General features: G+C 58.4%; 25 protein-coding genes and 1 pseudogene. 3 read left to right on the top strand and 23 right to left on the bottom strand.

The window, feature by feature from the left end:
- Nucleotides 1–158: 158 nt before the first annotated feature.
- The 6 genes and pseudogenes from HFK74_RS23270 to HFK74_RS23245 all read right to left on the bottom strand — a co-directional run bounded on the left by HFK74_RS23270 (nucleotide 159) and on the right by HFK74_RS23245 (nucleotide 6,450).
- A complete protein-coding gene (locus HFK74_RS23270) occupies nucleotides 159–605 on the bottom strand; it encodes a hypothetical protein (protein ID WP_180205524.1) in 447 nt (148 codons plus the stop codon).
- Nucleotides 595–2,616: a hypothetical protein gene (locus HFK74_RS33220; RefSeq protein WP_257230397.1), complete on the bottom strand. Its 2,022-nt coding sequence runs from the start codon at nucleotides 2,614–2,616 to the stop codon at nucleotides 595–597. Before HFK74_RS33220 ends, HFK74_RS23270 begins: the two co-directional genes overlap by 11 nt.
- Nucleotides 2,613–4,310 carry a site-specific integrase gene (locus tag HFK74_RS23260; RefSeq protein WP_180205647.1) on the bottom strand — a complete coding sequence of 566 codons (1,698 nt, stop codon included), beginning with the start codon at nucleotides 4,308–4,310 and terminating at the stop codon, nucleotides 2,613–2,615. Before HFK74_RS23260 ends, HFK74_RS33220 begins: the two co-directional genes overlap by 4 nt.
- A 28-nt stretch (nucleotides 4,311–4,338) precedes the next feature.
- Nucleotides 4,339–5,631, bottom strand: coding sequence for a site-specific integrase (locus tag HFK74_RS23255; RefSeq protein WP_180205523.1), 1,293 nt, complete (start codon nucleotides 5,629–5,631; stop codon nucleotides 4,339–4,341).
- Between the two features lie 80 nt (nucleotides 5,632–5,711).
- Nucleotides 5,712–6,032: pseudogene (locus HFK74_RS23250) on the bottom strand (DNA polymerase V subunit UmuC); the annotation flags it as partial.
- Complete coding sequence (locus HFK74_RS23245; protein ID WP_180205521.1) at nucleotides 6,025–6,450, bottom strand: LexA family transcriptional regulator; 426 nt, start codon at nucleotides 6,448–6,450, stop codon at nucleotides 6,025–6,027. The pseudogene HFK74_RS23250 and the gene HFK74_RS23245, both read right to left, overlap by 8 nt.
- Nucleotides 6,451–6,908: 458 nt before the next feature.
- Here HFK74_RS23245 and HFK74_RS23240 point away from each other — a divergent pair, with 458 nt between their 5' ends.
- Nucleotides 6,909–7,118: a hypothetical protein gene (locus HFK74_RS23240; RefSeq protein ID WP_180205520.1), complete on the top strand. Its 210-nt coding sequence runs from the start codon at nucleotides 6,909–6,911 to the stop codon at nucleotides 7,116–7,118.
- Between the two features lie 88 nt (nucleotides 7,119–7,206).
- The gene (locus HFK74_RS23235) at nucleotides 7,207–7,731 is read left to right on the top strand and encodes a hypothetical protein (RefSeq protein WP_180205519.1); all 525 of its coding nucleotides are present in this window, start codon (nucleotides 7,207–7,209) and stop codon (nucleotides 7,729–7,731) included.
- A gap of 194 nt (nucleotides 7,732–7,925) precedes the next feature.
- Here the strand turns inward: HFK74_RS23235 and HFK74_RS23230 are convergent, their stop codons facing one another.
- Complete coding sequence (locus HFK74_RS23230; RefSeq protein WP_180205518.1) at nucleotides 7,926–8,876, bottom strand: HNH endonuclease; 951 nt, start codon at nucleotides 8,874–8,876, stop codon at nucleotides 7,926–7,928.
- Between the two features lie 174 nt (nucleotides 8,877–9,050).
- On the opposite strand from HFK74_RS23230, the gene HFK74_RS23225 reads away from it, so the two are divergent.
- On the top strand, nucleotides 9,051–9,428 hold the full coding sequence (locus HFK74_RS23225; protein ID WP_180205517.1) for a hypothetical protein: 378 nt from the start codon (nucleotides 9,051–9,053) through the stop codon (nucleotides 9,426–9,428).
- 1 nt (nucleotide 9,429) lies between these two features.
- Here HFK74_RS23225 and HFK74_RS23220 read toward each other — a convergent pair whose 3' ends face one another.
- The 16 genes from HFK74_RS23220 to HFK74_RS23145 form a co-directional block, all read right to left on the bottom strand.
- Nucleotides 9,430–9,963, bottom strand: a complete 534-nt coding sequence (locus HFK74_RS23220) for a lysis system i-spanin subunit Rz (protein ID WP_180205516.1) — start codon at nucleotides 9,961–9,963, stop codon at nucleotides 9,430–9,432.
- Entirely contained in the window at nucleotides 9,954–10,604 is a 651-nt protein-coding gene (locus tag HFK74_RS23215; RefSeq protein WP_180205515.1) for a glycoside hydrolase family 19 protein, read from the bottom strand. The genes HFK74_RS23220 and HFK74_RS23215 overlap by 10 nt, the downstream gene beginning before the upstream one ends.
- 53 nt (nucleotides 10,605–10,657) lie before the next feature.
- Nucleotides 10,658–11,701: a phage late control D family protein gene (locus HFK74_RS23210; protein WP_180205514.1), complete on the bottom strand. Its 1,044-nt coding sequence runs from the start codon at nucleotides 11,699–11,701 to the stop codon at nucleotides 10,658–10,660.
- A 59-nt stretch (nucleotides 11,702–11,760) separates the two neighbouring features.
- Nucleotides 11,761–11,967, bottom strand: a complete 207-nt coding sequence (locus HFK74_RS23205; protein ID WP_180205513.1) for a tail protein X — start codon at nucleotides 11,965–11,967, stop codon at nucleotides 11,761–11,763.
- A complete protein-coding gene (locus HFK74_RS23200; protein ID WP_180205512.1) occupies nucleotides 11,942–12,787 on the bottom strand; it encodes a phage tail protein in 846 nt (281 codons plus the stop codon). The genes HFK74_RS23205 and HFK74_RS23200 overlap by 26 nt, the downstream gene beginning before the upstream one ends.
- A 9-nt stretch (nucleotides 12,788–12,796) precedes the next feature.
- Nucleotides 12,797–16,465 (bottom strand): phage tail tape measure protein, encoded by a 3,669-nt coding sequence (locus HFK74_RS23195; protein WP_180205511.1) that lies wholly within the window; start codon nucleotides 16,463–16,465, stop codon nucleotides 12,797–12,799.
- Between the two features lie 137 nt (nucleotides 16,466–16,602).
- Nucleotides 16,603–16,893 (bottom strand): phage tail assembly protein, encoded by a 291-nt coding sequence (locus HFK74_RS23190; protein ID WP_180205510.1) that lies wholly within the window; start codon nucleotides 16,891–16,893, stop codon nucleotides 16,603–16,605.
- Between the two features lie 45 nt (nucleotides 16,894–16,938).
- Nucleotides 16,939–17,448, bottom strand: a complete 510-nt coding sequence (locus HFK74_RS23185) for a phage major tail tube protein (protein ID WP_180205509.1) — start codon at nucleotides 17,446–17,448, stop codon at nucleotides 16,939–16,941.
- 14 nt (nucleotides 17,449–17,462) lie between these two features.
- Nucleotides 17,463–18,635, bottom strand: a complete 1,173-nt coding sequence (locus HFK74_RS23180) for a phage tail sheath family protein (protein WP_180205508.1) — start codon at nucleotides 18,633–18,635, stop codon at nucleotides 17,463–17,465.
- Between the two features lie 100 nt (nucleotides 18,636–18,735).
- On the bottom strand, nucleotides 18,736–19,047 hold the full coding sequence (locus HFK74_RS23175; protein ID WP_180205507.1) for a hypothetical protein: 312 nt from the start codon (nucleotides 19,045–19,047) through the stop codon (nucleotides 18,736–18,738).
- Nucleotides 19,048–19,111: 64 nt separating this feature from the next.
- Nucleotides 19,112–19,576 carry a hypothetical protein gene (locus HFK74_RS23170; protein ID WP_180205506.1) on the bottom strand — a complete coding sequence of 155 codons (465 nt, stop codon included), beginning with the start codon at nucleotides 19,574–19,576 and terminating at the stop codon, nucleotides 19,112–19,114.
- A 7-nt stretch (nucleotides 19,577–19,583) separates the two neighbouring features.
- The gene (locus tag HFK74_RS23165) at nucleotides 19,584–20,321 is read right to left on the bottom strand and encodes a hypothetical protein (protein ID WP_180205505.1); all 738 of its coding nucleotides are present in this window, start codon (nucleotides 20,319–20,321) and stop codon (nucleotides 19,584–19,586) included.
- Between the two features lie 5 nt (nucleotides 20,322–20,326).
- Nucleotides 20,327–21,190, bottom strand: coding sequence for a phage tail protein (locus tag HFK74_RS23160; protein ID WP_180205504.1), 864 nt, complete (start codon nucleotides 21,188–21,190; stop codon nucleotides 20,327–20,329).
- Nucleotides 21,187–21,912: a phage tail protein I gene (locus tag HFK74_RS23155; RefSeq protein ID WP_180205503.1), complete on the bottom strand. Its 726-nt coding sequence runs from the start codon at nucleotides 21,910–21,912 to the stop codon at nucleotides 21,187–21,189. Before HFK74_RS23155 ends, HFK74_RS23160 begins: the two co-directional genes overlap by 4 nt.
- A complete protein-coding gene (locus tag HFK74_RS23150; RefSeq protein WP_180205502.1) occupies nucleotides 21,909–22,889 on the bottom strand; it encodes a baseplate J/gp47 family protein in 981 nt (326 codons plus the stop codon). Before HFK74_RS23150 ends, HFK74_RS23155 begins: the two co-directional genes overlap by 4 nt.
- Nucleotides 22,886–23,212, bottom strand: coding sequence for a GPW/gp25 family protein (locus HFK74_RS23145; protein WP_180205501.1), 327 nt, complete (start codon nucleotides 23,210–23,212; stop codon nucleotides 22,886–22,888). Before HFK74_RS23145 ends, HFK74_RS23150 begins: the two co-directional genes overlap by 4 nt.

Below are 23,212 nucleotides of genomic sequence, written 5' to 3'. Positions count from 1 at the left end.
ATCCATGCCATGCCATGCCGTGTCCCAAAGTGCCTCATTCCTCTAACACTCCCTCTTTACCCCACTCCCAGTCGATAGAAGTGGGGTGAATACGCGACAGATTTTACCTAACAAGCCATTCGCGCACCCAAGGAGCTAGTTCCCTGCGAGCCTCCTTCTCAAAGTTTTTTCGGCCCACGCGGATCTAGTGGGATTATATTTGAAGTAGGCAGCTGCGCCTCAAGCTCGGCGATTCGGTCGTACAGTTCGACGATCTTGGCGTCAGCTTCGACCAGTAAGCTGGCAAGCTGATCACGTTGCTGGGCGACCTGATTAATGCGGTCTCGCAAGGCTCGACGTTTCTGGCGGGCTAGCACATTTACCTGGTTCGGCGACGGGGGCCGACTTTCGGCGTGCTGCTCGATATATGTCTTGATCTCTACAATGAGAAGCGGAAATCGTGACTTTTTTAACGCAGAAGGATCGCTTCCGGCTTCCTTTGCCACGTTATTTTGAGTTACGGGTGTCCCTCTCGGGAGGCGCTCCGGCTTATTGATCTTTAGGCGCTCAAAAGCAGCGCGATACAGATCAGCCGCGCTGCGACGTGCAGAGAGATCAGCGTCCATTTTCCCCTCCAATAACACGACGGTAGTTCTCCGCACTTCGTTGTTGAGCCCTCAAGGATTCCATTAGCGGGCTTCCGTCCTGAGCAGTGGCCATCCGCTCTTTGAGGATTCGTTCAAGACCATCGACGACCTCCAATTGGCTAGGATCGTAGAGCACGTCTGAACAAGGTTTAGCGTCCTTTGAATCACCACCGCCACAGTGGGCGATATTGTCGATTCCGCCATAAGGGCACGGTTCGCGACTGGTGCAGACGCCAAGGAGGATTTGACGGCACGCAACTGTGCCTTTTTTTGCCAAACTGATCATTTTTTTTGCATCCTCTGGCGAGAGTAACCGCACGATCTCAGCCTTTCGTTTATCTCCATGAGGGCTGGCAAACCGCTCACTCGTAAGCTGCTGCAACTCTCTACCAAGCGTCTCATACATGGTGCGGACGTATAGCGTATGGGCCTTTTCCTCTAGTCGGATCTGCGAGTGATTTTGTCCGTAATAAAGGCACATAGCTCGGGTGGCATGCTTGAGCTGGTACTGAAGCGAAGCATCGCTTACGAGCCCAGAAGCCTGCATGTTTACTGCCCCAGTCCTACGCAACTGATGCCATGCAAGTGGCCATATAGCTCCGACCTTGTACTCATCGGGTAAGGTCGGAGTAGCTAAGCGGGCCGATTTCAGATCTTGAGGTGTTATCCGCAGCTGCTCTACGTCAAATAGCTTGGCGTACTGATTCAGAACGTCCGCATAAGGAGTTATGGCCGGTCTTATCGAGGTGTTTCTTTTAAACCGCCCTGAGACCCAGGGCTCGAGAGAATACTCAATAAAAAAACGTCCGTCGAGGTCGTCCTTCTTATCTTGAGTCGTCGCTTCAGCACGAAACAAAGAGATCACTTCCATCGCATTTATGGCGACCTCAACTGATGAAGACGTGACCCACAGGGCATCGCCATCAGACTTGGTTTTAGTCGTTTTGCCTCGTAGCAGAAAAATATTGCCGAAACTCTTATCGCGCTCTATTTGGAGACAACCTGCCCTGAGACTCCAAGCTTCCTCGACACGCATCAGACTGAAGTTCAGGATGTAGGCTAGCCCAGCACGACCTACGAGCTTTAGATAGCTTGTGAGCGTATTCACGCGTAGTTCGCTATCAGAATTTATCCAGCGTTTCAGCAGGTCAAAAATACCGAACCGCTTCGCAGTTTCGGCAAATGCGCCGTAGAACTGATGTCCCGTTCTAGCACCAATATTTTGATTGGGATTCCACGAAAAAGGAGGAAAATTCCCGCTATAGCCATCAACTGAGAAACTGTCGTTATGGTTGTACGCATCAACGCAAAACCTATAGCACGCCTCAACCTGTTCTCGATGCGCGAGAAAATCATCGAGACACTCACGCAGCCGGCTGACCTGATAGCGCCAGATACGCGGTGGGATGTAAGGCGTTTGCGCTGTTTGGTGCGGAGGAAATAAAGCGGCCAGACGAGTCAATGAACTCGAATCCAGCAGAGTGAAACCTATGGCTTTGCGAGACTCGTAAAGCTCATGCATAAGGGTTAAAAACTCAGTCTGTCTTGACGACAGAAGGAAGCTGGGAATTCGCTCACACACGCGAGGAAAACGGTTTAGTTCGCTGGCAACTATCCCTTCCTCCTCGCAAAGAACAAACAGCCTCCGCATTTGGTCAAATCGCGCCTTCAGAGATCTATACCCGCGAGCCCCATACGGCCCATACAGCCACCAGCCGATGATGATTCGAAGCAAATTTGCGTTAGTAGGGCTAATGGGCTCGGCTGTTTTTTTAACCGGGCCATCACCAAAATTAAGCGTCATCGATTTCTTAGCCCATGGGTCAAGCCTCCATATTGAATCACCCCACCGACTAACCACCTTTCCTTCTGCATCGATTACAACCGGCCAATCAGGGGCTGGGGGCCAGCTTTCAGGGCGGTAGTTTGGTGCACTAGGAATTGCGAATGGCGAATCTATGGAAAGTCCTAACGTCTCAATAATACTCATAGAGCGGATCCATCCTTGGCTTCTGCAAGGCGAATGAATCCGTCCCATGCAGGGTGATAATCCTCCTCGGCGATTCGAGCGAGTGCCTCCTCAACCCAAAGTCGACTTACTTCACTGCATTCTTGAAAGAACCGCAGCTTTGCGCTTAAACGCTCTATCGCTAACATTGCCGGATGCTCTGTAGTTCCCACGCCTGATGAAGCTGGGCGATACCTTGCTAGCTCCAGGCTTTTTAGCACGCGCAAACTGCAGAGAGACCAAACGTGATCTTGACTTTCAATATCTCGGTGGTTGTCGCAGAAAAGGCAGCCAGCGGCGTTGATGCAATCGGGATCAGGGGCATTCGTTGGAGCGCCTATGACAGGGCTCGGCTGAGGATTGGCGCACGATCCTGGAGCAGGCGATTGAAGTACAAAATCTGATTGTTGATGAAATCGAGTGATTTCAACCATAGCAATTTGCGGATTAGGTTCTGCGTATACGCGGATCAAAGTTTCCGTGGTGTGCTGTGCGATTTCCGCTACTTGGTGCGGGTCTAACGACTGACGGAGTAGCCAATTGATACGGGTGCCGCGCAGCTTGCGAGGCCGAACGACCTGCATCTTAATGCCAGCACATTCCCGGCAAATGGCGGTGAACTGGGGCGCCGCCGAAACAAGACGTCCACCGGGGCGAATGAGTGGAAATAGAAGTCCTTCTGCATCGCCTGGGAACCACATATTTCGCCATTTGATGTAGCGCTCAAACCAGTCCTTGTAGTTAGAAAAAATTTCAAATAGAACCTCACCCTGACGGCGATTTTTATAGGCTCGGACTTGATATCCATCAAGGTGACTCGTGTAGTGGTATTGATCCATCCGCATCAGATGCGCCTGCGATAGGTTCAAGCCAGTTTGCGCGATGAACATCAGTAACTCGGCTTCGATTCGAAGGTTCACAACCGTGTACCGCGTACTGATTGAAATGTCGGAATTTCGGAATTCACGGTTTTGATTAATGGCGTCGATCTGATGCTGCTTTCGCGGTAGTTTGCTAAGCGGATTTTCTTTTTCGGGATCACTCGACCTGCACCATAACTCCAGCTGTTCGCCGCTCCTCAATGCAACTTTGACGGGAAGTTCCCCTATCGTGGCGTCGTAGCCTAGGGAATTACACACATCGGTGAGAAAGTGGCCGAATGAAAAACTGCTTTCCAAGCTTTGCTTATCTGCACTCCCAGTACTCGTCCTTCCTTTGCCTCTGGGCTTGCGAATTCGTGTACTATAAAGAAGTGTGGAGCTTCGATCTAGAACTCGGTCGAGCATGGTCGCTGTTAGACTTGCGGTGTCGTACAACGACTCTGCGCTAAAGCGCCCCTCCACGCGGTGAAGCTGTAGAAGGTGCTCAGTCCATGCCAAGTAAACTCGCGGGGCTGTTTCGATATTCAGAGGCCCTTCAAATTGATCGGCCCATTCAAATAATTTCCGCAATGCACCGATTTTGTTATTCGCGGAAAAACGGCTCCCACCACCAACGAGGTCGCCTGTGAAACAGTTGTGAAGCCCTTTCACAAGCTCAACACGCTCACTCAGAGGGCCGCCTAGTGCACCTGCCGCGATCTTATTGCGAACCACCTTCACGTTCGTTGCTGCGCCCCCGCGATACAGGAGCGGCGCCAAATCCCAAGGTGTTTGCTGCTTACCGTACTCAAGCATTGGGAACGTTAGGTCTAAAGAAGCCGGATCATTCACTTAATGGCTCCTCGCCTTGTCCTATCCCTGTGAATGCAGTCATGAAGCTATTAGCGATGGCCTGCTTAACCGGAGCCGCCTGCACGAACTTGATGTACCTAAAGGTAGTGGCCTCCGAGTTCGGGCCGTGCAGCAAGGCATTGCTGACAGTCGCGATTACTACAGCTACATCATCGCAGTTTGCTAGCGCAAGTCGGGCCAGTTCTGTCCCAAAGGTGCAGCGAGACTGGTGGAAATGGAATTTTTGGAACGCCTTAACGCCCGCCTTGACTCCTGCATTTCTAAGCGATGACATCTCAACATTTATCGCGGAAGACTGATTGCTATTACGCCGTCCAAAGGCGTTTCCGAAACGAGTTAAAAAAACCAAGTCTCGATTGTCGCTGACAGCAGAAATCTCGCGACTCAGTCGACGAGGATTCTTCGCGTACTCCAAGACTTCGGAGCACAACGCCTCAGGAATCCACACCTGCCCGGTGACGCCAAACTTCGTATGCACGGGCGGGGACGCCCCAGGCCCCACCGATATCCTAAGCAGGCCATCAGCGGACGGATCAGGTACCGCTCGTTCCAGCGTATTGATCTTTAAGCCGCAGATAGTTCCGAGCCGCATACCAGTAAAAAAACCAAGGGCTAGCATCAGATAAAGTTCAGGTGAAGCGTTACGTTTTGTGAAATCGAGAATGGCGTCTCGATCAGATGCAGACACAGGAAGCAGCCCACCCTCTAAGGTAGCTCCAATACGTTTCCGATTAGGAATACTCAGATCAGTAGTATTGACGCTGAGGGTTCGCTCGAAGCCAATCTGGTCGAAATATTTGACAAGGATTCGCTTGTCTTGCCACAGCGGTAGTAGAGAGGACAGAAGACCCCGATCTCTAACCCACCTATAAAACTTAATGCAGTTACGCATGTACTCAGAGGCCGTGGAAGGTCTGATATGACCGGCATCGCGTGACTTGATCAACGCCCCCCTATACAGGACAAGGCACCGGTCGGCTTTTCGCGACGGGAACTCAAACCACTGAAGCTTATGGCTCTCCAAAAAATTCGCGTAATTCAGTAACCCGTTCACATTGCTAGAGACGGTCTTCAGCAACGCCTCGCCATTAGTAACGCGCTCCATTCCCCAAAGGTTGGCCTCTCTCCAAGGCAAGCCGTCTCCCCAGAATATTTGAGGTAAACCTTCGACTATTGGACGGGAACTGTTCAGCGAGTAGGTAATTAAGCGATCACGGACAGCAAGGTCATGGGGATTGAAGTGAATGTGTTCGACGGTAGCCATGTGCGATCTCTGGTAAAAATAAGCGTCAATGTCCATAGGCATATAATCTAGCCTTGGGCGTCCATAGTATGCACCTTATTCTTATCGATGCTGTACACCTCGACCGCTGGCACCATCGACTCGATCAGCGTCATCACCCGCTCGCTCATATCGCCATACAGGGCATAGTTTGAGGAGAAGGCGACGATGCCCTGCTGTCGAAGCTTGTTTTTAATCTGGAAATACGGCTCGCCCATTTTCACGAAAGGCTTGGCGTCGTAGCTACGCGCGATGACGCAACCATCGTTGTTCGAGAGGACGACGATCGGGACCTTGGCCAGGTCCGGGCGAAATACCCGCTCGCAACTGGCATAGAAGCTGTTGCAATCGATCAGACCGTAGACCGGCGCTGGCTTAGACATGGCTGCGCACACTGCCTGTGATCACACCCCAGATCGACAGCTCGTCACTTTCCAGAACATAGCGCGGGGGGTATTTGGGATTCTCCGACAGCAGGATCACGTCCTTACCCCGAATACACAGGCGCTTGCAGACCGGATCGTTATTCAGCAAGGCAACGACGATATGGCCATGGGCGGGTTCAAGCGAGCGATCCACTACCGCCAGATCCCCCTCGAAAATTCCCGCCCCTTGCATGCTCTCCCCGGTGATCGATACCAGGTAGACGTGCGGTGCTCGGATGTTCAGCACTTCATCCAGCGAGATGTGCGCCTCGATGTGATCCGCTGCGGGCGATGGAAAACCTGCCGGCACCTGGAATAGGCAGAGCGGCAGTTTGCGACCGCCTTGGGCAATAGGTCCTAAAATTGAAAAGCTCATGACGCACGACTTCCAACACTGTACGAATATACAGTTAACGTCCAGAAGGCCTTGCGGTCAATTTTTTTGTAGGAAAAATCTGATAGATGGGTGAGTTACCAGCAATCGAAGTTGCGGTTGCGGAACACCTTCCAAAAATTGCGGAAGCGTTCACTTTCCTGAACGCAATAAAAAACCCCGCAGACGTTAATCTGCGGGGTTTTCAATAGTGGAGGCCGAGGTCGGAATCGAACCGGCGTAGGCGGATTTGCAATCCGATGGTGAAACGCATACCGGCTGCGGCCTGTAGCCTTTTTTAGTTCCGAAACTAAGGCGAAACAGATGCTCTACAGGCCGCGTAGAATGCGGGCTCGCCCTTGAGTTTAGGAACTGATTTACCCCCCGCCCCCGGTGTTCTGCCGACCGTAGCCCAGCCCACAGTTCCCCTGCTACGCTGAAGACTCCAAGGAGGATTCGCGATGCCAAATTCAGACCTGCTCCCTTCCCTACTATCAAAACTCAGCGAAAACCAGCTCGCCCTCGAGGCTGCCATCATGGAGCTCACGCTTTGGGTTGAGCAGCGCGGCGCTGCCGATGTCGCGGACAATGTGCGCGGCGCCCTGGTCGCAATCGATCGCAATGAGGAATTCATCAAGATGACGCTCGCGGTGATGATGGCCCCGGAGTGACGGCTATCGGTCCAATTTTTCCTGCTCGTAGAAGCACCTTCGACGGGTTAGTGTATGCGCCTGTGCGAAACCAGAGGATCGAGATTCCGTGAGAACGAAGACAGCACCAGTTGGCCAGTTCATTATTGATAGCCTGGGCGAAACTGAAAACGCCTATGACTACGTTCAACAGTTGCTGCCCCTCATCGGGGAGGTCGTCCTCTGGTTTAATACACTTGAGGCGGATATCGACGATATCCTTTGCCGCTTCATCTCTGATCGAACAGATCAAAAAGGCCTGTTGGTTGTCGCTAGCATGATGTACGCAACCAAGCTCGATTTGTTCGAGCGATTCACTACCGAATTCCTTCGTACTGGGGATGAGCAACCCATCTGGTTTCCCAAACTACTATCTGATTTGCGCGAGTGCAGCACGCTTCGAAACAAGGTTGTTCACGCCAACTGGATGTATACCAACGAGGATGGATACACCCAAGTAAAGATCAAGGTCACCAAACGGGGCTTGGAACACGAGCTCGTCCAGTTCACCCCGGAGTCACTTGAACTCATTGTTGCCAAAATCGAAGCTACGCGAGACCAGTTGGACTACCTCAACATGGAGTTTCTATTATGACCTGGGCATGCTTAGGCAAGATTCGCTGAAACAGAATTACACCGGTTCTAAAGGGACGAGGCAAAGCACTCTGAGTCAATTAAACCGGGCACTTCCTTATTTTGGAACACCCGGTTTTATCCTGCTTTACATGATCAGTGGTACAAAAATCGGCACGAAAAATACGACCTGAGCCTTGGTCTACCGAACGTCATTTACGTGATGTCAATATTGGACTTTACGTTCGTGTGTAGCGGAGTGGCTTCTTCTATTGACGAGAACTTCATGTAAACTTCATGCGGCAAACTCATGAATTCCCTGGAGGAGAAATCATGTTCAACGTGAACTTGGTGCCCGAACTTTACAATTTCCTCTTCCGACCGACTGTCGGGGACATAAGGTACCTCAGATAGGAGGTCTATACCCTCCTTTAAGTCTAGCCGGGTCGGTACTACCGTCATTAAGGCGTAGCTCCCAAAAGCAATCCAGAATAGGCAGTGCGGGAATGTATTGGTATTCCGTAAATAAAGCCTGTATACGCACGAGTTATATTTCGCTCCTGGTGTGAGAGTTTCGACTACTAACGTTGGAGTGATACCTATATCATGAGTGTTGAGAGGGTTTAACCAATCGAGCGTAGGCTCAAAAAATTGAAGAAAGCTTTCGTCGATAACCGAGCACGCTATTTTACAAAGCGCCTTATGCGCCAAATAAGGCACGAACGGTTTTCTCTCCATTCCCCATGAGATGAGATTCCTATCTCCAAACTTGACCACGTCGTCATCACTCAGGGTAACAGTCAAATTATTTGTGTGGCGGTCCATTTGAAGCGCGCCGATTTTTTTATCACTGTGCCTTGGTGTCTTCCTGGCCTTATTAGTGACTCCAGCCAGTGCTCTGAAAGGTAATGTGTACTTCTCTAAATGCGGTTCAATGGTGTTGCCAAAGTGCTCATTACAACTGTCACACTCCGAGTTGAGTATGAGTTGGTGGTTGCCCAGAAACTCAGGGATGGCATGAGCCTTCTTCTTAAAAGTTACAGTTTCACTGCTACGACCGCAAAAACGGCAGCTGAAACGCTCTCCGATATAGCGCTTATGACCTGCGCCAGCGATCCCTGACTGGACAAGGTGAAAATCACCAAGCTGCCCTCCTTTAACACTCATCTGCCCCTCCAAAAAAAGTGTTTCTTGAGTGATGCTAGCTCCTAAAGAAGGCTTGAGCTAGCACCTCAGCAGAGGGCAATGTAGTTTCGACCGTGTTAGCGGAGTCATATCGACCTCGATTGGGGTGTGGCATGATAGCCTTTTGACTACACACAAAGCAGGGAGAGCACCACAATGCTTACTGATCAGCAAATTGATGCCGCAAAAGCAGCAACACCATATTCGCCGGGCGAGAGCCGGCTACACGAACACCGCGACTGCATACGTTTTGCCTACGAATGGCTTGATGCACAAACAAAAATAAAGGGAAAACAAAAGAAACCAGCTGACTTGAAGCATTTAATTCAACGCTGGGCCGGGAGGTATGTATCAAGCTCGGACGTAGAAGTCGCTGCATTCCTCCACCCCGATATTCATGGTCAATACCCCTTCTTCAATATCAGTTCAAAACTCATTAGTCCGTCAATAAGCCGAATATCGAACCTCGGTGAAACGTTCTCTCAGACTAAAGGCGAACATCACGACCTGAGTAAGTACTCACGCACCGAGTAGATCAGCGCGCTACGGCTCTGACATAAGCTTGGCACGCCGCAAGCGCGATTAACCCTCGATCACCGGCATCGGTGATACCGATAATTCGTTGAGCATGCGCGGGGTCAAGTTTGGCTCTTTCGGCTCCATGAACCACGCCGCCGGCGCTGGCAGTGGCTGGCACCCCAGCGCCGCCGAGGGGGGCGGTGGCGAGTAGGACTGACAACCGCACATCAGCAGTGGCAAGGCGATCAAACAGAAGTTGCTGAGCTTTCTTTGCATCAGACAGTTCCTTGTAGTGGGTTTCATCGTTGGTCTGCAGGCGGCGCTCCAGGGCGGCGCGCGTGTCCTGCTCGATCGCCAGCTTGACCAGCGCATCCTCGGCGCGCTTGAGCGCCGCCTGATCGACCTTGCCGGCCTGCTCGGCCAGATCCTTGCCATAACGCCAGTCTTGCGCCACCCAGGCGCCGCCAGCGGCTGCGCCGGCGATCGCCAGCAGCACCAGGGCCACCGCCCAGGGGCGCAGCGCCGGCGGTATCAGATCGATCAGACGCATAGCACCGCCTTGGCCGTGGCCCACAGCTCGCGACGCTCTGCCCGGCCATTACCGCCGCCGTTGATCACACTGCTGATGCCATCGAACAGCCCGAGGTCGGCCTTGTCGTTTAAGCCGCGATCCCACCAGAACCAGGCCGCCGATAGCGCGGCATATTCGGGCTGCTCCAGCAGCTCGGGTTGCTCGACCAGGGGCACGCCAAGAGCCTTGCCGCACAAGCGGTAGTTGTCGCGAAAGGTAATACCGATCAGGCCGCGCGCGCGGTACTTGTAGCCGTCGCCGGTCGCCTCAGGACCGTTACCGTAACGGCCGCCATAGACCCGGTTGGCCAGCTTTTCCGAGTTGCGCAAATAGCCCTTGGCAAACTCGACCTCGGCCGGATCGACGCGGCCGTTATGGTTCAGATCAAAGCCGTACTTGAACAACTGCGCGACCCGCTCGGCGTCCTTGTAGTACAGGCTTTCGCTGAGCGATCGGAGCTGCCCCGACTCGTGCCCGACCTGCGCCAGAAAAGCCGCCTGGCGCGCCGGGGTGGTGATGTCGAAGCGCGCCATGGCGCGATTCAGGGCCGGCACAAAAATGCCCGCGACTGGGCGGGCATTGGGGAGGATGCGCAGCAACTGCGCCTCGGTGATTGGCATGGGTGAAACTCCAGACAAAAAAAAGGCCGCTCGATCGCGACCTGGGGATGGGGTTACAGCTGCTCGACCCTGAGCGGCTTGTCTTCTTTCTGCTTCTTGCCGGCGGCCTTCGCCTTGCCCTTCTTGCCGCCGTTGCATTCCACCGTGGTGCTCCAACCGGCCGCCGTGAACACCTGTTCCACGCCGTCCACCAGGTACTCGCCGTCAAGCCCGGGCTTAAAGCCCTGAGCGCTGATCGAGCATTCGGCGAACAGATCGGTACGGCCGGGCATTTCCAGGCGCACCGCTGCCGTGCTGCGATTGAACGCCGCCAACCGGGCCTTGGCCGCCTGCTGGGCGGCGGTCTTGTTGGGGTAGATATGGCGGTCGGTGTGGACGGGGGGCAAGCTGTCTGGCGAATCGGCGTTGGCCACCTCGACCACCTGCAGTTCGCCGGTTTGCTTGTCCTGATGCTGGGTCTTCACCGCCTTTTGCGTGCTGCGATCGCTCAGCCGGAACTCATAGCGGGTGACATCCGTTTTGCTGACGGTGACCACCCCCAGGGTTTTGCCGGTCACGCTCTGCCCAGCCTGCCGAGGCATGACCAACAACTTGCCCTCGGCGACCTTCGCGGTGCTGTCGTACTGCCTGGCCAGGCGCGTGACAAAGTTAAAATCCGACTCGTTGCGCTGATCTATCCGCTCGACCTTGGTGGTGACCGGACACACCACCTCCCAGCCATTGCGCTTGGCGATATCAGCGACGATTTGCGACAGCGGCACGTTCTCCCAGCTGCCGCTGCGAATGGTCTTGCCGCTGCCGCGCATGTCGCTGGCCTTGCCGCGTATCACCAGGGTGTCGGGCGGCCCGGACAACTGCACCTCATCGACCGTATAAGCCCCCATGCGTGTGAGTGATTGCCCTTCATAACCCAGCAGGACCTCAACCCTCCCCCCGCGCGCGGGCAGCGCAACGGCTTGGTCGCGGTCATCAATGCGCAATTCGAACTCGTCCGACTCCATGCCGGGCTTGTCCGATATGCGCAACATCAACAGGCGGTCATTGATCAGCGCGGTAATGTCCGTGCCATCCGCCACGATTCGATAAGTCGGTTTCATGCCTTGCTCCAGAAACAAGAAACCCCGCACTTGGCGGGGCTTCGTTACGCGTAACGCGATTAGCCGAACAGTTGCAGCAACTCGACCGCCGGGGCCGACAGCTCCGGCAAACGGATCAGCAGGCCGGCGCGGTAGGGCTGCGCCTCCCGGGCCAGATCCGGGTTGGCATCGAGCACGGCCTCGACGGTGCCGTTGAGGTGCCCGTAATGGTGCTGACAGATCACGTCCAGCAGATCCCCGTCAGACGTTCTGCAGGTCGTTGCCATAGCTCACAAACTCCAGTGAAAAGCCTTGTTTGCGCGGAATGCCGCCAGCCAGCAAATGGCTCTGCTCTTCCTCGATATTGACCAGACACCAGTTGCCCAGGACCTCGCCGTAACCCGTGACCAGATTCAGCGGCTGCAGGTTGCGGCCGATGCTGCGCAGCGTGCTTAACTGCTTGATCCCGCCCTTGTGCCCGGGAAAGATCGCGCCCTTGAGGGTGATCTTTTCTTCCCCCAGGCCAACGGCTTGTTGCGCCACGCTACGGCGCAGCCGCTCCTGGCCAGCCCAACGAAACGACGTTTGCCGGCGCAGCTCGTCGAAGGCTGCCGTATCAAGGTTGAAGTAATACGGCTGGGCGTTGGGGTGGTGCGGCTGGATGATCAGCAGATGCGGATAAGGCGCGACCGCCTCAACAGCCGGCGTTGCCGAGCCCGCCCGGTTATCCGTGGGCAGAATATTGGACAGCGAAGGGCTGACCATGCCCGCCACCCGGCTGGCCTCTGACGTGACCTTGCTCGCCATCTGCTTGAACGTACCCAGCCGTTCCTGCACCTGGCCAGCGGCCGCCACACCTCGGCCATAGGTCGACGCCACTTGCCCCACGCGGGACTGCGCGACACTGATACTGCGCACAATCCGCCCCAGCTTGGCGCCGACCTCCGGCGGCACAAAGGGGATGTTTTCCAGCTCCGAAGCGGCGCCGGTGATGCTGCCAATCGCGCCGTTGAGCGGTCCTAGCATGCCGTCAGCACCCTTACGCCCAGCCTCCCCAGCCGCCACCAGGCCCGTAAGGGCCGATTGCAGCTGCTCCATATAGGCCATCGCTCCCCCTTAGATGTGTGGTTGATCGAACAGTTGAGTTGAGGACATGCGCGCCGCGACATCGCGCTGGAACGCTTCCCACAGCCGTCGCAGCGGCGGCTCCAGTTCGCGCACCAACTGCTCGGGGTCCTTCACATCGCCATGCACGGTGATCGGGATATTCGGCGCGAAGGTAAACGACTGATCCACCTTCGGCGCCGACACCTTCACCGGCTCGGCTTTGACCGGCTTGGCCAGCTCCGGCAATGGAGGTGCCGGCGGCACGGCCTTGGCCATATCACGCACCACATCGCCCAGGCCGCCCGGGGCTACCGGGTTAGCCAGCGGCACCCGCACTTCTGGCCGCTGCGGCGCCCGCTCGACCACCGGCAACAGTGCCCGGGGGTCGATCACTGCAGGCACCACCAACGGCGCCTTGGCCAGCGGCTCACGCGGTGCCGGCAGGACGCTCGACTTGACCACTTCACCTGCAGGCGCCGGCGCAGTGGCCCTGGCCAAATCACGCACGGCATCGCCCAGGGCCGGAACTGGCGGCGCGGCCGGTACCGGAGTGGCCACCGCCAGCGGTGCCCGGTCGATCGCTGCAGGCACCACCAACGGCGCCTTGGCCAGCGGCTCGCGCGGTGCCGGCAGGACGGTCGACTTGACCACTTCACCTGCAGGCGCCGGCCCGGTGGCCTTGGCCAAATCACGCACGGCATCGCCCAGGGCCGGAACTGGCGGCGCGGCCGGTACCGGAGTGGCCGCCGGCAACGGTGCCCGGTCGATCGCTGCAGGTACCACCAACGGCGCCTTGGCCAGCGGCTCGCGCGGTGCCGGCAGGACGGTCGACTTGACCACTTCACCTGCAGGCGCCGGCACGGTGGCCTTGGCCAAATCACGCACGGCATCGCCCAGGGCCGGAACTGGCGGCGCGGCCGGTACCGGAGCGGCCACCGGCAGCGGTGCCCGGTCGATAGCTGCAGGCACCACCAACGACGCCTTGGCCAGCGGCTCGCGCGGTGCCGGCAGGACGGTCGACTTGACCACTTCACCTGCAGGCGCCGGCACGGTGGCCTTGGCCAGATCACGCACGGCATCGCCCAGGGCCGGGACTGGCGGCGCAGCCGGTACCGGAGTGGCCACCGGCAACGGTGCCCGGTGGTCGATCGCTGCAGGAACCACCAACGGCGCCTTGGTCAGCGGCTCACGCGGCGCCGGCACGATCGGCGACTTGACCTCCTCAGGCGCAGACGGTGCGACCGTGACACGCAGGGCGTCACCGATCGCCGGCTTTGCATCCTGAGCAGGAGGCAGCGTTACGCGTAACGCATCGGCAGGCGCCGGTGCCCCGTCCGCCTCGGCCTTGGCCTCCCCTTCGGGCTGAGCATCCCCGAACAGTTTCTTACCCAGCCAGCCGCCGAGCGATTCACCGCCCAGGCCGCCCAAGACGGCACCCACGGCACCACCCACCGCCGTACCGATCACCGGCACGACCGAACCAATGGCGGCCCCGGCTGCGGCGCCGGCGAGCGTACCCGCCAGACTGCCGCCGGCAGCCCCGTAACCCTCGGCCTTTTCGTCTTGGGTCTTGGCATTCACCGCCACATCAAGCGCGGTTGCGCCGGCATCCATGAAACTGCCACCGGGCAACCGCTTGGCGAGCCCCGTCACGCCGCGAAGCGAGCGCGCGACCTTGCCTAAGTCGTTAGTGCCGATGAACGACGACGCTGCAGCCAACAGCCTGGGCTTGGCTGCATGCGCTCTAGGTGCCTCGACTGGCGTTGGCCGAACCGAGGCGCCCACCGCACCCGCGCGCCGCCGTGCACGCTGGCGACTTCTCCGGCTGCCCTTGGCAGGCTCTGCAGGGGCTCTATTGGCAACGCTTGAGCCAATCCCACCGAGGGCATCGGCATTGACCACAAAAACGCGCTGCAGATCGTTACCGTCGGCCTCTGACTCATTAGCCGGCGCTGGACCGGTCGAGGCGCCAAACACCTTGCCCAACACCCCAAGACCGGTATCGACCACCTTGTTGCCAGTCTTGGGCAGATCGAGCGGAGCACTGTCGCCGCGATCCGCGCGACCGCCGAACCGCTCCAGGCCTCGGCCGCGCGCGATATTGACCACCCCGCGGCCAATTTTCACCCCGCTGGAAACCGTCAGGAAGGCACCCACCGCCGCCACGATGCCGGCAATGCCGAGCACCACCGGCTGCGCGTTGTCCGATAGCGAGGTCAGACCACGAGCCACCCAGGTCAGGCCTTGGGCCGCTGCATCCGTTGCCGGGCGGATGGCATCGCCGATGCTACGCATCGAGTCGTCCACCGCCTGGCCAAGCTCCGACCAATGCTGCGCCGAAGTCTCGCGCCGCTCGGCCAGGTTCTTATCGAGAATCCCGCTCGCCTTCTGCGAATCGGCTTTCAGCTCGTTGTACAGCCCCCGGTTCTGCGCGTAGGCCGTGAGCGCGGCCTTGACTTGCATGTCAGCGAAGATATCGCCGGTGCGCAGGGTCTTTTCCAGGGCATCGAGCGCGGCCCTGGCTTTCTCCGGATCAACCTCCTTGTCGATGCCGGCCTGGGCATCCTTCATCTTTTGCGCCTTGGCCGGGTCGGTCGCCTCGACGTATTTCAACGCCAGAGCCATGGACGACTCCAGCGCGCTCATGCCCTTCTGAATGCCAGTATTGAGCGAGCCTTGATAGTCAATCCCGGCGTCTTTGTAGGCCTTGACCACATCGCCAGAACCGATTTTCTCCATCCAGTTCTTGAGGTTGTTGGCCGCCTCGTCCGAACTGCCGGCCGTCTTCATCTGCACCTGCAGCATCGCGCCCAGGGACGTGACCGCATCCATGCCGGTGCTGCCGTTTTTCTCCATCGACGCGAGCAGTTGCGGGAACCACTTGGCCATGTCACTGGCCTCAAAGCTGCCCGCCTGACCTTGAAAGGCGATCGCCTCCAGGGCCTGCTGCATGACACGCGGGTCATTGATCTTGGCGTTTTGCTGCAGCGCCATGATCATGCTGGCCGTGTCGACGCCAGATGCCCCTTGGCCAATGGCGAACTTGGCCGCCGTCGGCGCGTAGGACATGGCCTTGTCCAGCTCCATGCCGGCACCGACCAGCTGATTGACCAGATCCGCCACGTCATTGCGCGACATTCCCGTGTCTTTCGACGTGTCGATCACCGTCCGGGTTAGCTGGGCTTCCTCCGGCTTATTGGCAATGTCCGCCTTGATCGCGATGTCACGAATGATCGCCTGATAGGTCGCGCTGATCTTGGTGGGAACCGCCGTCATGCCAGCGCCGACGACAGCGGCGCCGATGTTCGACTTGAGCGAAGACTTGCCGGCCTGCAGTTGCTGGTGACCCTTTAGCTGCAGATCGGCGGCCTTGGCCTCGCGGCCTAAGCGTTGGTACTCGCGACCCAGGCGGCCAACCTCGACCCCTTGCTTACGCAGCGCATCAAGGTTGGTATTGAGCTTGCCCAGTAGACCGGCGGCCGAGGCGGCCCCGCTGTCGTGCGCACGCTTCCATTCCTCGCGTAGCTTGATGGTTTCGCCAATGGTGCTTTTCAGCACCTTGGCCTTGTTGCCTTTGGCCTCCAGCTTCTGAATGCCGCTTTCAACCGTCTTGAATGCGGAGCCGACCGACGAAGCGACGGCACCACCAATGACCAGCATCAAAGGCTTTAGAGCCATTGCCTACCCCCTTGCCGGCTCAATCTGTGAGCCACCAGACCATGTCTGTATAGGACATGGTCAAGATTTCAGCGGCCGAGAAATTCAGCTCGGCCGCAAGCCGCTTGGCAGCACGTTTTTGCGTGTCTGGATTAAAGTCAGTCTTCTTGCACCAGGCGAAAATAGCCGCTCTGCAGGCGGCTGTAGTCCTTGTAAGCGAGGCCGTCCAGATCCTTCACGCCGACCTCGGCCAGCGAGGCAAACAGGTTCAGCTCGCGCTCTTCCTCGTCGCCATCGGAGACCTTCGAAGCGTTGCGGATATCGCGCACGGTCGGCGCGCGCAGGGTGATTTGATCCTGGGTGACGCCGTTCAGCTCGGTCGGCTTGGTCAGGGTGACGGTAACGCGGTCAGAGTCCAGCTTGATGTACTTCGGCAGTGGCTTGCTCATGCGACGGTGTCCTTGATTCGAAAAGGTGTGCGAAAGGGTTGGGGGTTACAGGCCGAGGTCGCGGCGCTGGCTGGCCAGCTGGTCGACGCCATTGATCACACGCTTCATGCCCGCCGGGTCGATCTCGTAAATCACTTCGCCGGCGACTTCCAACTTGTAGTAAGTCACCGCAATGGCGTGCTTGAATTCGGCCTTGTCGCCGGGCTTCCAATCGCCCATGTCGACCTCTTTCAGCATGCCGCGCTGGGTGACCACGACCGCCTTGGTTTCGCCCTTCTGGCCCTTGAAAGAACCTCGGAAAGTGCCGTTGAAGGCGTTACCGTCGGCCAAGCCGAAGAACTTCAACGACTCCTTGCGCACGCCGGTGGTGACGAAGTTGGACTCCATCTTTTCCATGCCCATATCCAGCTCAATCGGCATGTCCATGCCGCCGGCGCGGTGTTCTTCAGTTTTGAGCGTGAGCTTGGGCAGGGTCAGGCTGGGCACGTCGCCTTGAAAGCTCATGCCGTCGACGAACAAGTTAAGGTTTGCCAGTGTTTCGGGAATCATTGCCATGGGTTATGCGCTCCTTATGCGACTTGATCGAGGACTTCGGTCAGCCATTGGTTGGTGACTTCGATACGGAAATTCGGGTTCTCAGCCGGCGGAACGTCGGTAAAGCGAATGTTCCAATACACCTTGCCCTGCTCCAGCTGGCTGGCCGTGTTGAGCGCGGGGTCGGCATAGACCTCAAAGTTGATGATTGCGCCCTGCGCTTTTAGGTCGCGCATAAAGGCCTGCAGGCCTTCGGTCACGTCGCGAATGTAGGTCGAAGTAATCGCCCGGTCGACGGCCCACTTGTGCCCGTAGAGGATGGCGTCCATGACGATATCCATGGTGCGCACGCGGGTTACAAACTTCCATTTTTCATCGCTGGCCAGGGTGCGGTTGCCCCACAGGCGGAAACCGTCATCACGGATGATGGTCGCGATCTTGGCGTTGTTGAGCAGGTTGGCCCGGCAAGTCTCGTCGCCGTCCAGGTACTCGATAGCGCGCGAGGTGCCGGTGATGCCGACAAACTCTTTGTTCGACGGTGAGGCCCAAAAACCGTATTCGCTGTCGGTGTAGGCAAACAGACCCGCCGCCCAGGCCGACGCCGGCGCATCCACAGTCTTGCTGGTCAGGGTGTCCCATACCTGCACACCAGGGTCGACCATGAACAGGCGTTTGGAGCCAAAGAGGCCGGCGTAGGTGGTGGCCGCTTCGTCGGTCGTGCCCGGCCCGTCAATGATGGCGATCGCGCGCAGCTTGCCGGCCAACGCGTCCATGGCGGTGGCGACCGCCTGGGTGGCACTGTGCTTAGGCGCGATGATCAGCCGCGGCTGAGCGTTGAACCGGCTCTTGCCATCAAGCAACGCCTGCAGGCCGGTACGCTTGCCGCCGACCTGGACGCCACCAATGATCGAGGACGTTTGTGCGGCCGCGTCGACGGCCTTGGCCACGCCCGACGCGACAATCACCGCCCGGGCGCGGGTGAAGATCGCCTGACACGACTTGGTAATGGCCGAATCAGGACCGAAGGCGGCAATCGCCTCGCGATCGTTGGTGACCAGCACCAAGTCGCCGGCCTTGGCCGTGGCGTTAACACCCTCGGTGAAGGTGTCGACCAAGCCAATGATCGAAGAAGAAGGCAGCGCGATGTTGCGCGCGCCGGTGTCGACGTTCGTTACGGTAACGCCGTGGAAAAAACCAGCTGATGGCATGTGAAACTCCAGAAAGCACAAGGCCGCGACAGGCGCGGCCAAATGGAAACGAAAACGCCCCGACTAAGCGGGGCGACTGGTGGGGTTATTGCGGTTCTGGTCAGAGCAACAGCGGCACCAGGCAGGCCAGCGCCAGGCAGGACACCACCGGGAACAACAGATCGAGCCGGCCGTCTCGCGACCACATTCGAATATCCAGGGCGCTGTACCAGGGCAACTCGGTCAGCGTCACGCCTTGCGCCTTGGCGATGCCGCGCTGGGCCTGGGTGAACTCACGACCAGCAAAAAAGGCGATACCGGCAGCAGCGCCGACCCATTGCCCACTGGGCACGCCCAGCAGGAAAAAGGCCGCCCACAGCACGGCCATGATCAGCACGGCGCACAGCGCGTGCTCGAGGTTGGTTCGATTCAAAGCATTTTCTCCAGGCACAAAAAAAGCCGCTTAGCGGCCTCGGGGTGCGGGTGAAAGGTTTGGATTAGGCGGCGTTGCCGACGCCTTGGACACTGGCGCGAATGGCCGCGATCGCTGCATCAGCCACAGCCTCGGCGGCCTCATGACTGCCCGCCTTGAGCGCGTCCTGCTTACCCTTCAGACGTTCGGCGCGAATGGCGTAAATCACCGCCTTCCAGGCGCTGGCCTCGACCAGAATGCTGTCGGTCGCCGCCTGGGCGGTCAGGCCCGTCGCGTCGATCCAGGCTTGAACAGTGGCGGGAACCGGGCCGGAATAGTTGGCAGCCGCGAAGCGCTCGGCCTCCTCTGCTGTCAGGCGGTATTCCACAGCGCGCAGCGGATCGCCCAGGACGGCGCGACGCGCTTGGTCGGCGCATTGGTCAATCTGCTGTGCAGCCACCAACAGCGCGGCCGCCAAAGGCAGGCTTTCAAAGCTGAAACCGGCGTAAGTACGACCGTTGAAGTCGACGTTGATATTTTGCTTTTGCATAACTACCTCAGAGAGTGGCCAGGTTGGTGACGATGTTGCTCAGCGTGTTGGCAGTGGTACCAGCCGCCACGGCGGCGACGTAGCGCCCCGCGAAACCTGCCGGGAAAATCACGCCCGTTACGGTCAGAATCAAGCCGGAGGCCGCAGCGGAACACAGCGTTGCCGTCGCGCCTGGCAGATCCGCGATTTCACAGTCAATCAACTTGACCGGCAGCAAAGGTGCTGTGCCCGTGGTATTGCTTTTCAAGAACGCGTTAAAGCCACCGCTAGGCACCGGGACTTGGCCCGTAGCACTTGGGAACTCAATAATCATGTCCCGGGCCACAATCTGCGCCGACAGCAAAAAGGAAATGCCCGCTAGGTTGGTGACGCCGTTCCCGTCCTTGAAGTACGCGGGGCGAATAGTCCGCTTAGTGCCGATGGTGTCAGAGCGCAGTTCGACCGCCGTGCCCTCAACAGTGATATGCGAACCGATCGCATAATCCGACAACAGTCGAATGCTGCACACGCCCCCTACCGGCGTAATGGCAATCGCCTTGTCGATAGTCTTCAGCGGCGACAGAGGGCCGCCGTCGTTGGTGTCCAGGCCATTGAGTTGATGGACGTACAGAATTCGCTTGTTCGCCGGTACGGCTGCAATCGCCGAAACGACCGCCGCGTCAATACTTGCTTTCTTGCCGTTGAAATAGTCCAGCAAGAGGGTGGTTTTCGTCACCAGGTCGCCAATCGAGGATTCAAGACTCATAACGCTTACACTCCGTAAGTTGCTTTAGTAATTTGATGTTGCAGGCTGACCACTGCCACTGCGTTAACCACAATCGCCGTCAACAACCCCTCATAGTCGCCAGACTGACGCACTTCGACCTGACGCATTCGATTCGTCAGGCTGTCAATCTGGCGACCTTCCAGCTCGTGCTGCTTCGCCTGACCTTCGATCAGGTCTTGTTGCGTCACACCCCGCAGCATGTCCGCGATGCTGGCCGAAGCCTGCACGGCGGCCAGCTCGGTAAACCCCGCGTAGTCGCTGTTCTGGCGGGCCTCGGCTTTGCGCATGCGCTCCATCAGGTTGGCAATCTGGCCGCCTTCCAGTTGGTGCAGCTTGGCCTGACTTTCGACTACGTCCTGCTGTTCCAGCCCGCGCAGCATGTCCGCGATGCTGGCCGTCGCCAGGGCGGCCAACTCTTCCGACAGCGTCAGGTTCAGGCCCGCGCCGGTTGAGGTGATCGTGACGCTGTCCGGCGGCAAGGCGGTCAGCGACAGGTCGTAGGCCAACAGCAACTTGTTCGCGGCCGGCTTGTAGGCCAACACGTCGGTAGGATGCGACCAGACCGCAAACAGGGTGCCGTCCGACAGCAAGTAGCCGATCTCGCGCACCCAAATGGCTTGCGGACCATCCGCCACCGCCGTGACGTGCAGCAGCGTGGAACTCAGGGTTTCCCCGTCAGAGATGGGGTAAACGGCCACCTGCTTGCGCAAAGCCGTTTGTGTGTTGGCCGGCGTATAACCTTCGGTCCCGATCACCACATGGGTGATTTCCGCAGCTAGTCCGGTTTTGTCCTTACGCCAAACCGCAGACAAGCCGGCCTTGGTAATAACGGGTTGTAGCTCACTCATAAAACGGCCTCCATAGTGCCCCTGACAACGATTAGGGTCTGTGCCGCGTTGGCCACCGCAAAGCTCTGCTTCGTCGCTGCTGGCACCCCCTGAAGGTCTGCGCTGTACCGACTCACCCCGCACACGTCGACCACGTTGGCCACACCCAGCGCCTGGACAGCCGTATCAGGCTGTAACAGCAAAGGCTCTTGGCTGCCACGAACCACCACTTGCCCTTGGCTCGCGTTGGCCACGCCCAGCGCGTTATCGAACCGCGCACCGAGCAAGAGCGTGTAATGGCTGCGCTCGTTCTTGGTCGCGTCGACCAGGGCCTTGATGCGCTGGAACAGTTGCGGGGAAAGAATCGAACCTTCACCCGGGCGGTTGTCGTTCGCCCAGGCCGTCAGCTCAAAGCTGTACGGCACAGCCCCCGGTATTTGCGTCCACTCCTTGTAATCTGCAGTCAACCCGACAGCCTTGAGCACACGGCGGATCGCGCCGACCGTGCCCTTGTGCTTGTGAATCGGGATCGACTGCCGGATCAGCGCCCGCTGCTGGGCTTCCGTGTCGGCGGCCTCCCAGCCTTCGACCGACATGGCCCAAGCGAGCCATGGCAGAAAGTCGACCGGGCAACGCGCCGAGTCGGCCACCCCGCGAATGATCTCGGGATCAACCCCAAGATCACCGGCGGTGGCCAGCGCCCTTTCCAACGGGGTGCTGTTATGCGGCAGTAACTGGCTCATGCGACCACCACGCCCTTAACGTCGACACCGACGCAGCTGGGGTAATGGCGCTTGTCACTCAGCACATCCGCCGTCGGTGCCGTAAGCACCACACGCCGCACACCCGAGACGTGCAGCGCGCCGTAGATCGCCGACAGCGACAGCTCCCCCTCCAGATCCCGGGCCGCTGCAATCACCGTCGCCAGCTTGGCCTTGGCCTCCGCCACCACCAACGGCAACGACGGGCCATCGAGCACTTCCAGGTGGGCGATTACGTGATACTCGTCCGGTTGCCCCAGCAGACTGCGGGGGCGGTCCGTGATCGGCCTGACTTCCTCGTTGGCCACGGCCTTTTGCACGGCCGCCACCAGGGCAGCCGGATCAGCCGCACTGCCCACAGTCGGCAGCACCGCCAGCGACACGTCACCCGGCAAGGGATTGCTCAGGCCGGCCGCGTAATCGCACACCAGCACGATCGCACCGGCCGGCAACAGCGCCCGAACCTGAGCGCTGACCTCGGCCGCCTTGAACGTCGGCGAGTCCACCGACACGCTGGCCACGTCGCCCGAGGCCGTTAACGCGTGGAACTCATACGCACCACGGCCGCCGGCCACTGAAAGACGCTCCAGAGAAAGCCGCGTGCGATACAGAAAGTCCTCGTCTTTTTCCATGACCGCCGACACCGGCGGCACCGCGTCAGGATCAGCCGGCACCAGAACCAAACGCTGTACGCCAAAATCGGCCGCGCGGTTGTCCAGATCGGCACCCCGGGCATAAGCCAGCAAGCTGGCCTTGGCCGCCGCATTGATCCGGGCCCGGCCGAGCATCTTTTGATAGGCCGCCACCTCCAGCAGCTTGACCACCGGGTCGGACTCCAACACCGCCGTCCACTGGTCGCCCATGTGCGCGCGAAAGTCGCCGAGGATCTGCTGATACAGCGTCTCAAATTCCAGCGTTTCCACGACATCGGGCGGGGGCAGCAAAGAAAGATCGATCATGCGCTTACCTCCACTACGGCAGCATTGCCCAGGTATTCGCCGGTTAACTCCAGGCTGATCTGACCGCCGACAACGGCTGTCACACGCACCCGCTCCAGCTTCAAACTCGGCTCCCAACGACCCAGGGCGCGCGCGACCTCGGCCTGTACTGCGCTTTTCCAACCCTCGCTAACCGGCAGGTCGACGTAACGGCGCAGCTTGCTGCCGTATTCCGGCAGCATTCGTCGGCTGCCGATCGGCGTGGTCAAAATGTCCTCGATCGACTGCCGCAAACGATCAAGGCCCGTGATTAGCTGGCCGGTTCGACGATCCATGCCAATCAT

The organism is Pseudomonas sp. SbOxS1, assembly GCF_013416725.1.
Taxonomy (GTDB): domain Bacteria; phylum Pseudomonadota; class Gammaproteobacteria; order Pseudomonadales; family Pseudomonadaceae; genus Aquipseudomonas.
Note: the sequence above shows the minus strand (reverse complement) of the source record. Positions and strands in the feature narration are given on the sequence as shown.

Bases quoted from the DNA above. Each gene is read 5' to 3' on its own strand.
- HFK74_RS23270 (WP_180205524.1), bottom strand. From the start codon at position 605: ATGGACGCTGATCTCTCTGCACGTCGCAGCGCGGCTGATCTGTATCGC.
- HFK74_RS33220 (WP_257230397.1), bottom strand. From the start codon at position 2,616: ATGAGTATTATTGAGACGTTAGGACTTTCCATAGATTCGCCATTCGCA.
- HFK74_RS23260 (WP_180205647.1), bottom strand. From the start codon at position 4,310: ATGCTTGAGTACGGTAAGCAGCAAACACCTTGGGATTTGGCGCCGCTC.
- HFK74_RS23255 (WP_180205523.1), bottom strand. From the start codon at position 5,631: ATGGCTACCGTCGAACACATTCACTTCAATCCCCATGACCTTGCTGTC.
- HFK74_RS23245 (WP_180205521.1), bottom strand. From the start codon at position 6,450: ATGAGCTTTTCAATTTTAGGACCTATTGCCCAAGGCGGTCGCAAACTG.
- HFK74_RS23240 (WP_180205520.1), top strand. From the start codon at position 6,909: ATGCCAAATTCAGACCTGCTCCCTTCCCTACTATCAAAACTCAGCGAA.
- HFK74_RS23230 (WP_180205518.1), bottom strand. From the start codon at position 8,876: ATGAGTGTTAAAGGAGGGCAGCTTGGTGATTTTCACCTTGTCCAGTCA.
- HFK74_RS23225 (WP_180205517.1), top strand. From the start codon at position 9,051: ATGCTTACTGATCAGCAAATTGATGCCGCAAAAGCAGCAACACCATAT.
- HFK74_RS23220 (WP_180205516.1), bottom strand. From the start codon at position 9,963: ATGCGTCTGATCGATCTGATACCGCCGGCGCTGCGCCCCTGGGCGGTG.
- HFK74_RS23215 (WP_180205515.1), bottom strand. From the start codon at position 10,604: ATGCCAATCACCGAGGCGCAGTTGCTGCGCATCCTCCCCAATGCCCGC.
- HFK74_RS23210 (WP_180205514.1), bottom strand. From the start codon at position 11,701: ATGAAACCGACTTATCGAATCGTGGCGGATGGCACGGACATTACCGCG.
- HFK74_RS23205 (WP_180205513.1), bottom strand. From the start codon at position 11,967: ATGGCAACGACCTGCAGAACGTCTGACGGGGATCTGCTGGACGTGATC.
- HFK74_RS23200 (WP_180205512.1), bottom strand. From the start codon at position 12,787: ATGGCCTATATGGAGCAGCTGCAATCGGCCCTTACGGGCCTGGTGGCG.
- HFK74_RS23195 (WP_180205511.1), bottom strand. From the start codon at position 16,465: ATGGCTCTAAAGCCTTTGATGCTGGTCATTGGTGGTGCCGTCGCTTCG.
- HFK74_RS23190 (WP_180205510.1), bottom strand. From the start codon at position 16,893: ATGAGCAAGCCACTGCCGAAGTACATCAAGCTGGACTCTGACCGCGTT.
- HFK74_RS23185 (WP_180205509.1), bottom strand. From the start codon at position 17,448: ATGGCAATGATTCCCGAAACACTGGCAAACCTTAACTTGTTCGTCGAC.
- HFK74_RS23180 (WP_180205508.1), bottom strand. From the start codon at position 18,635: ATGCCATCAGCTGGTTTTTTCCACGGCGTTACCGTAACGAACGTCGAC.
- HFK74_RS23170 (WP_180205506.1), bottom strand. From the start codon at position 19,576: ATGCAAAAGCAAAATATCAACGTCGACTTCAACGGTCGTACTTACGCC.
- HFK74_RS23165 (WP_180205505.1), bottom strand. From the start codon at position 20,321: ATGAGTCTTGAATCCTCGATTGGCGACCTGGTGACGAAAACCACCCTC.
- HFK74_RS23160 (WP_180205504.1), bottom strand. From the start codon at position 21,190: ATGAGTGAGCTACAACCCGTTATTACCAAGGCCGGCTTGTCTGCGGTT.
- HFK74_RS23155 (WP_180205503.1), bottom strand. From the start codon at position 21,912: ATGAGCCAGTTACTGCCGCATAACAGCACCCCGTTGGAAAGGGCGCTG.
- HFK74_RS23150 (WP_180205502.1), bottom strand. From the start codon at position 22,889: ATGATCGATCTTTCTTTGCTGCCCCCGCCCGATGTCGTGGAAACGCTG.
- HFK74_RS23145 (WP_180205501.1), bottom strand. From the start codon at position 23,212: ATGATTGGCATGGATCGTCGAACCGGCCAGCTAATCACGGGCCTTGAT.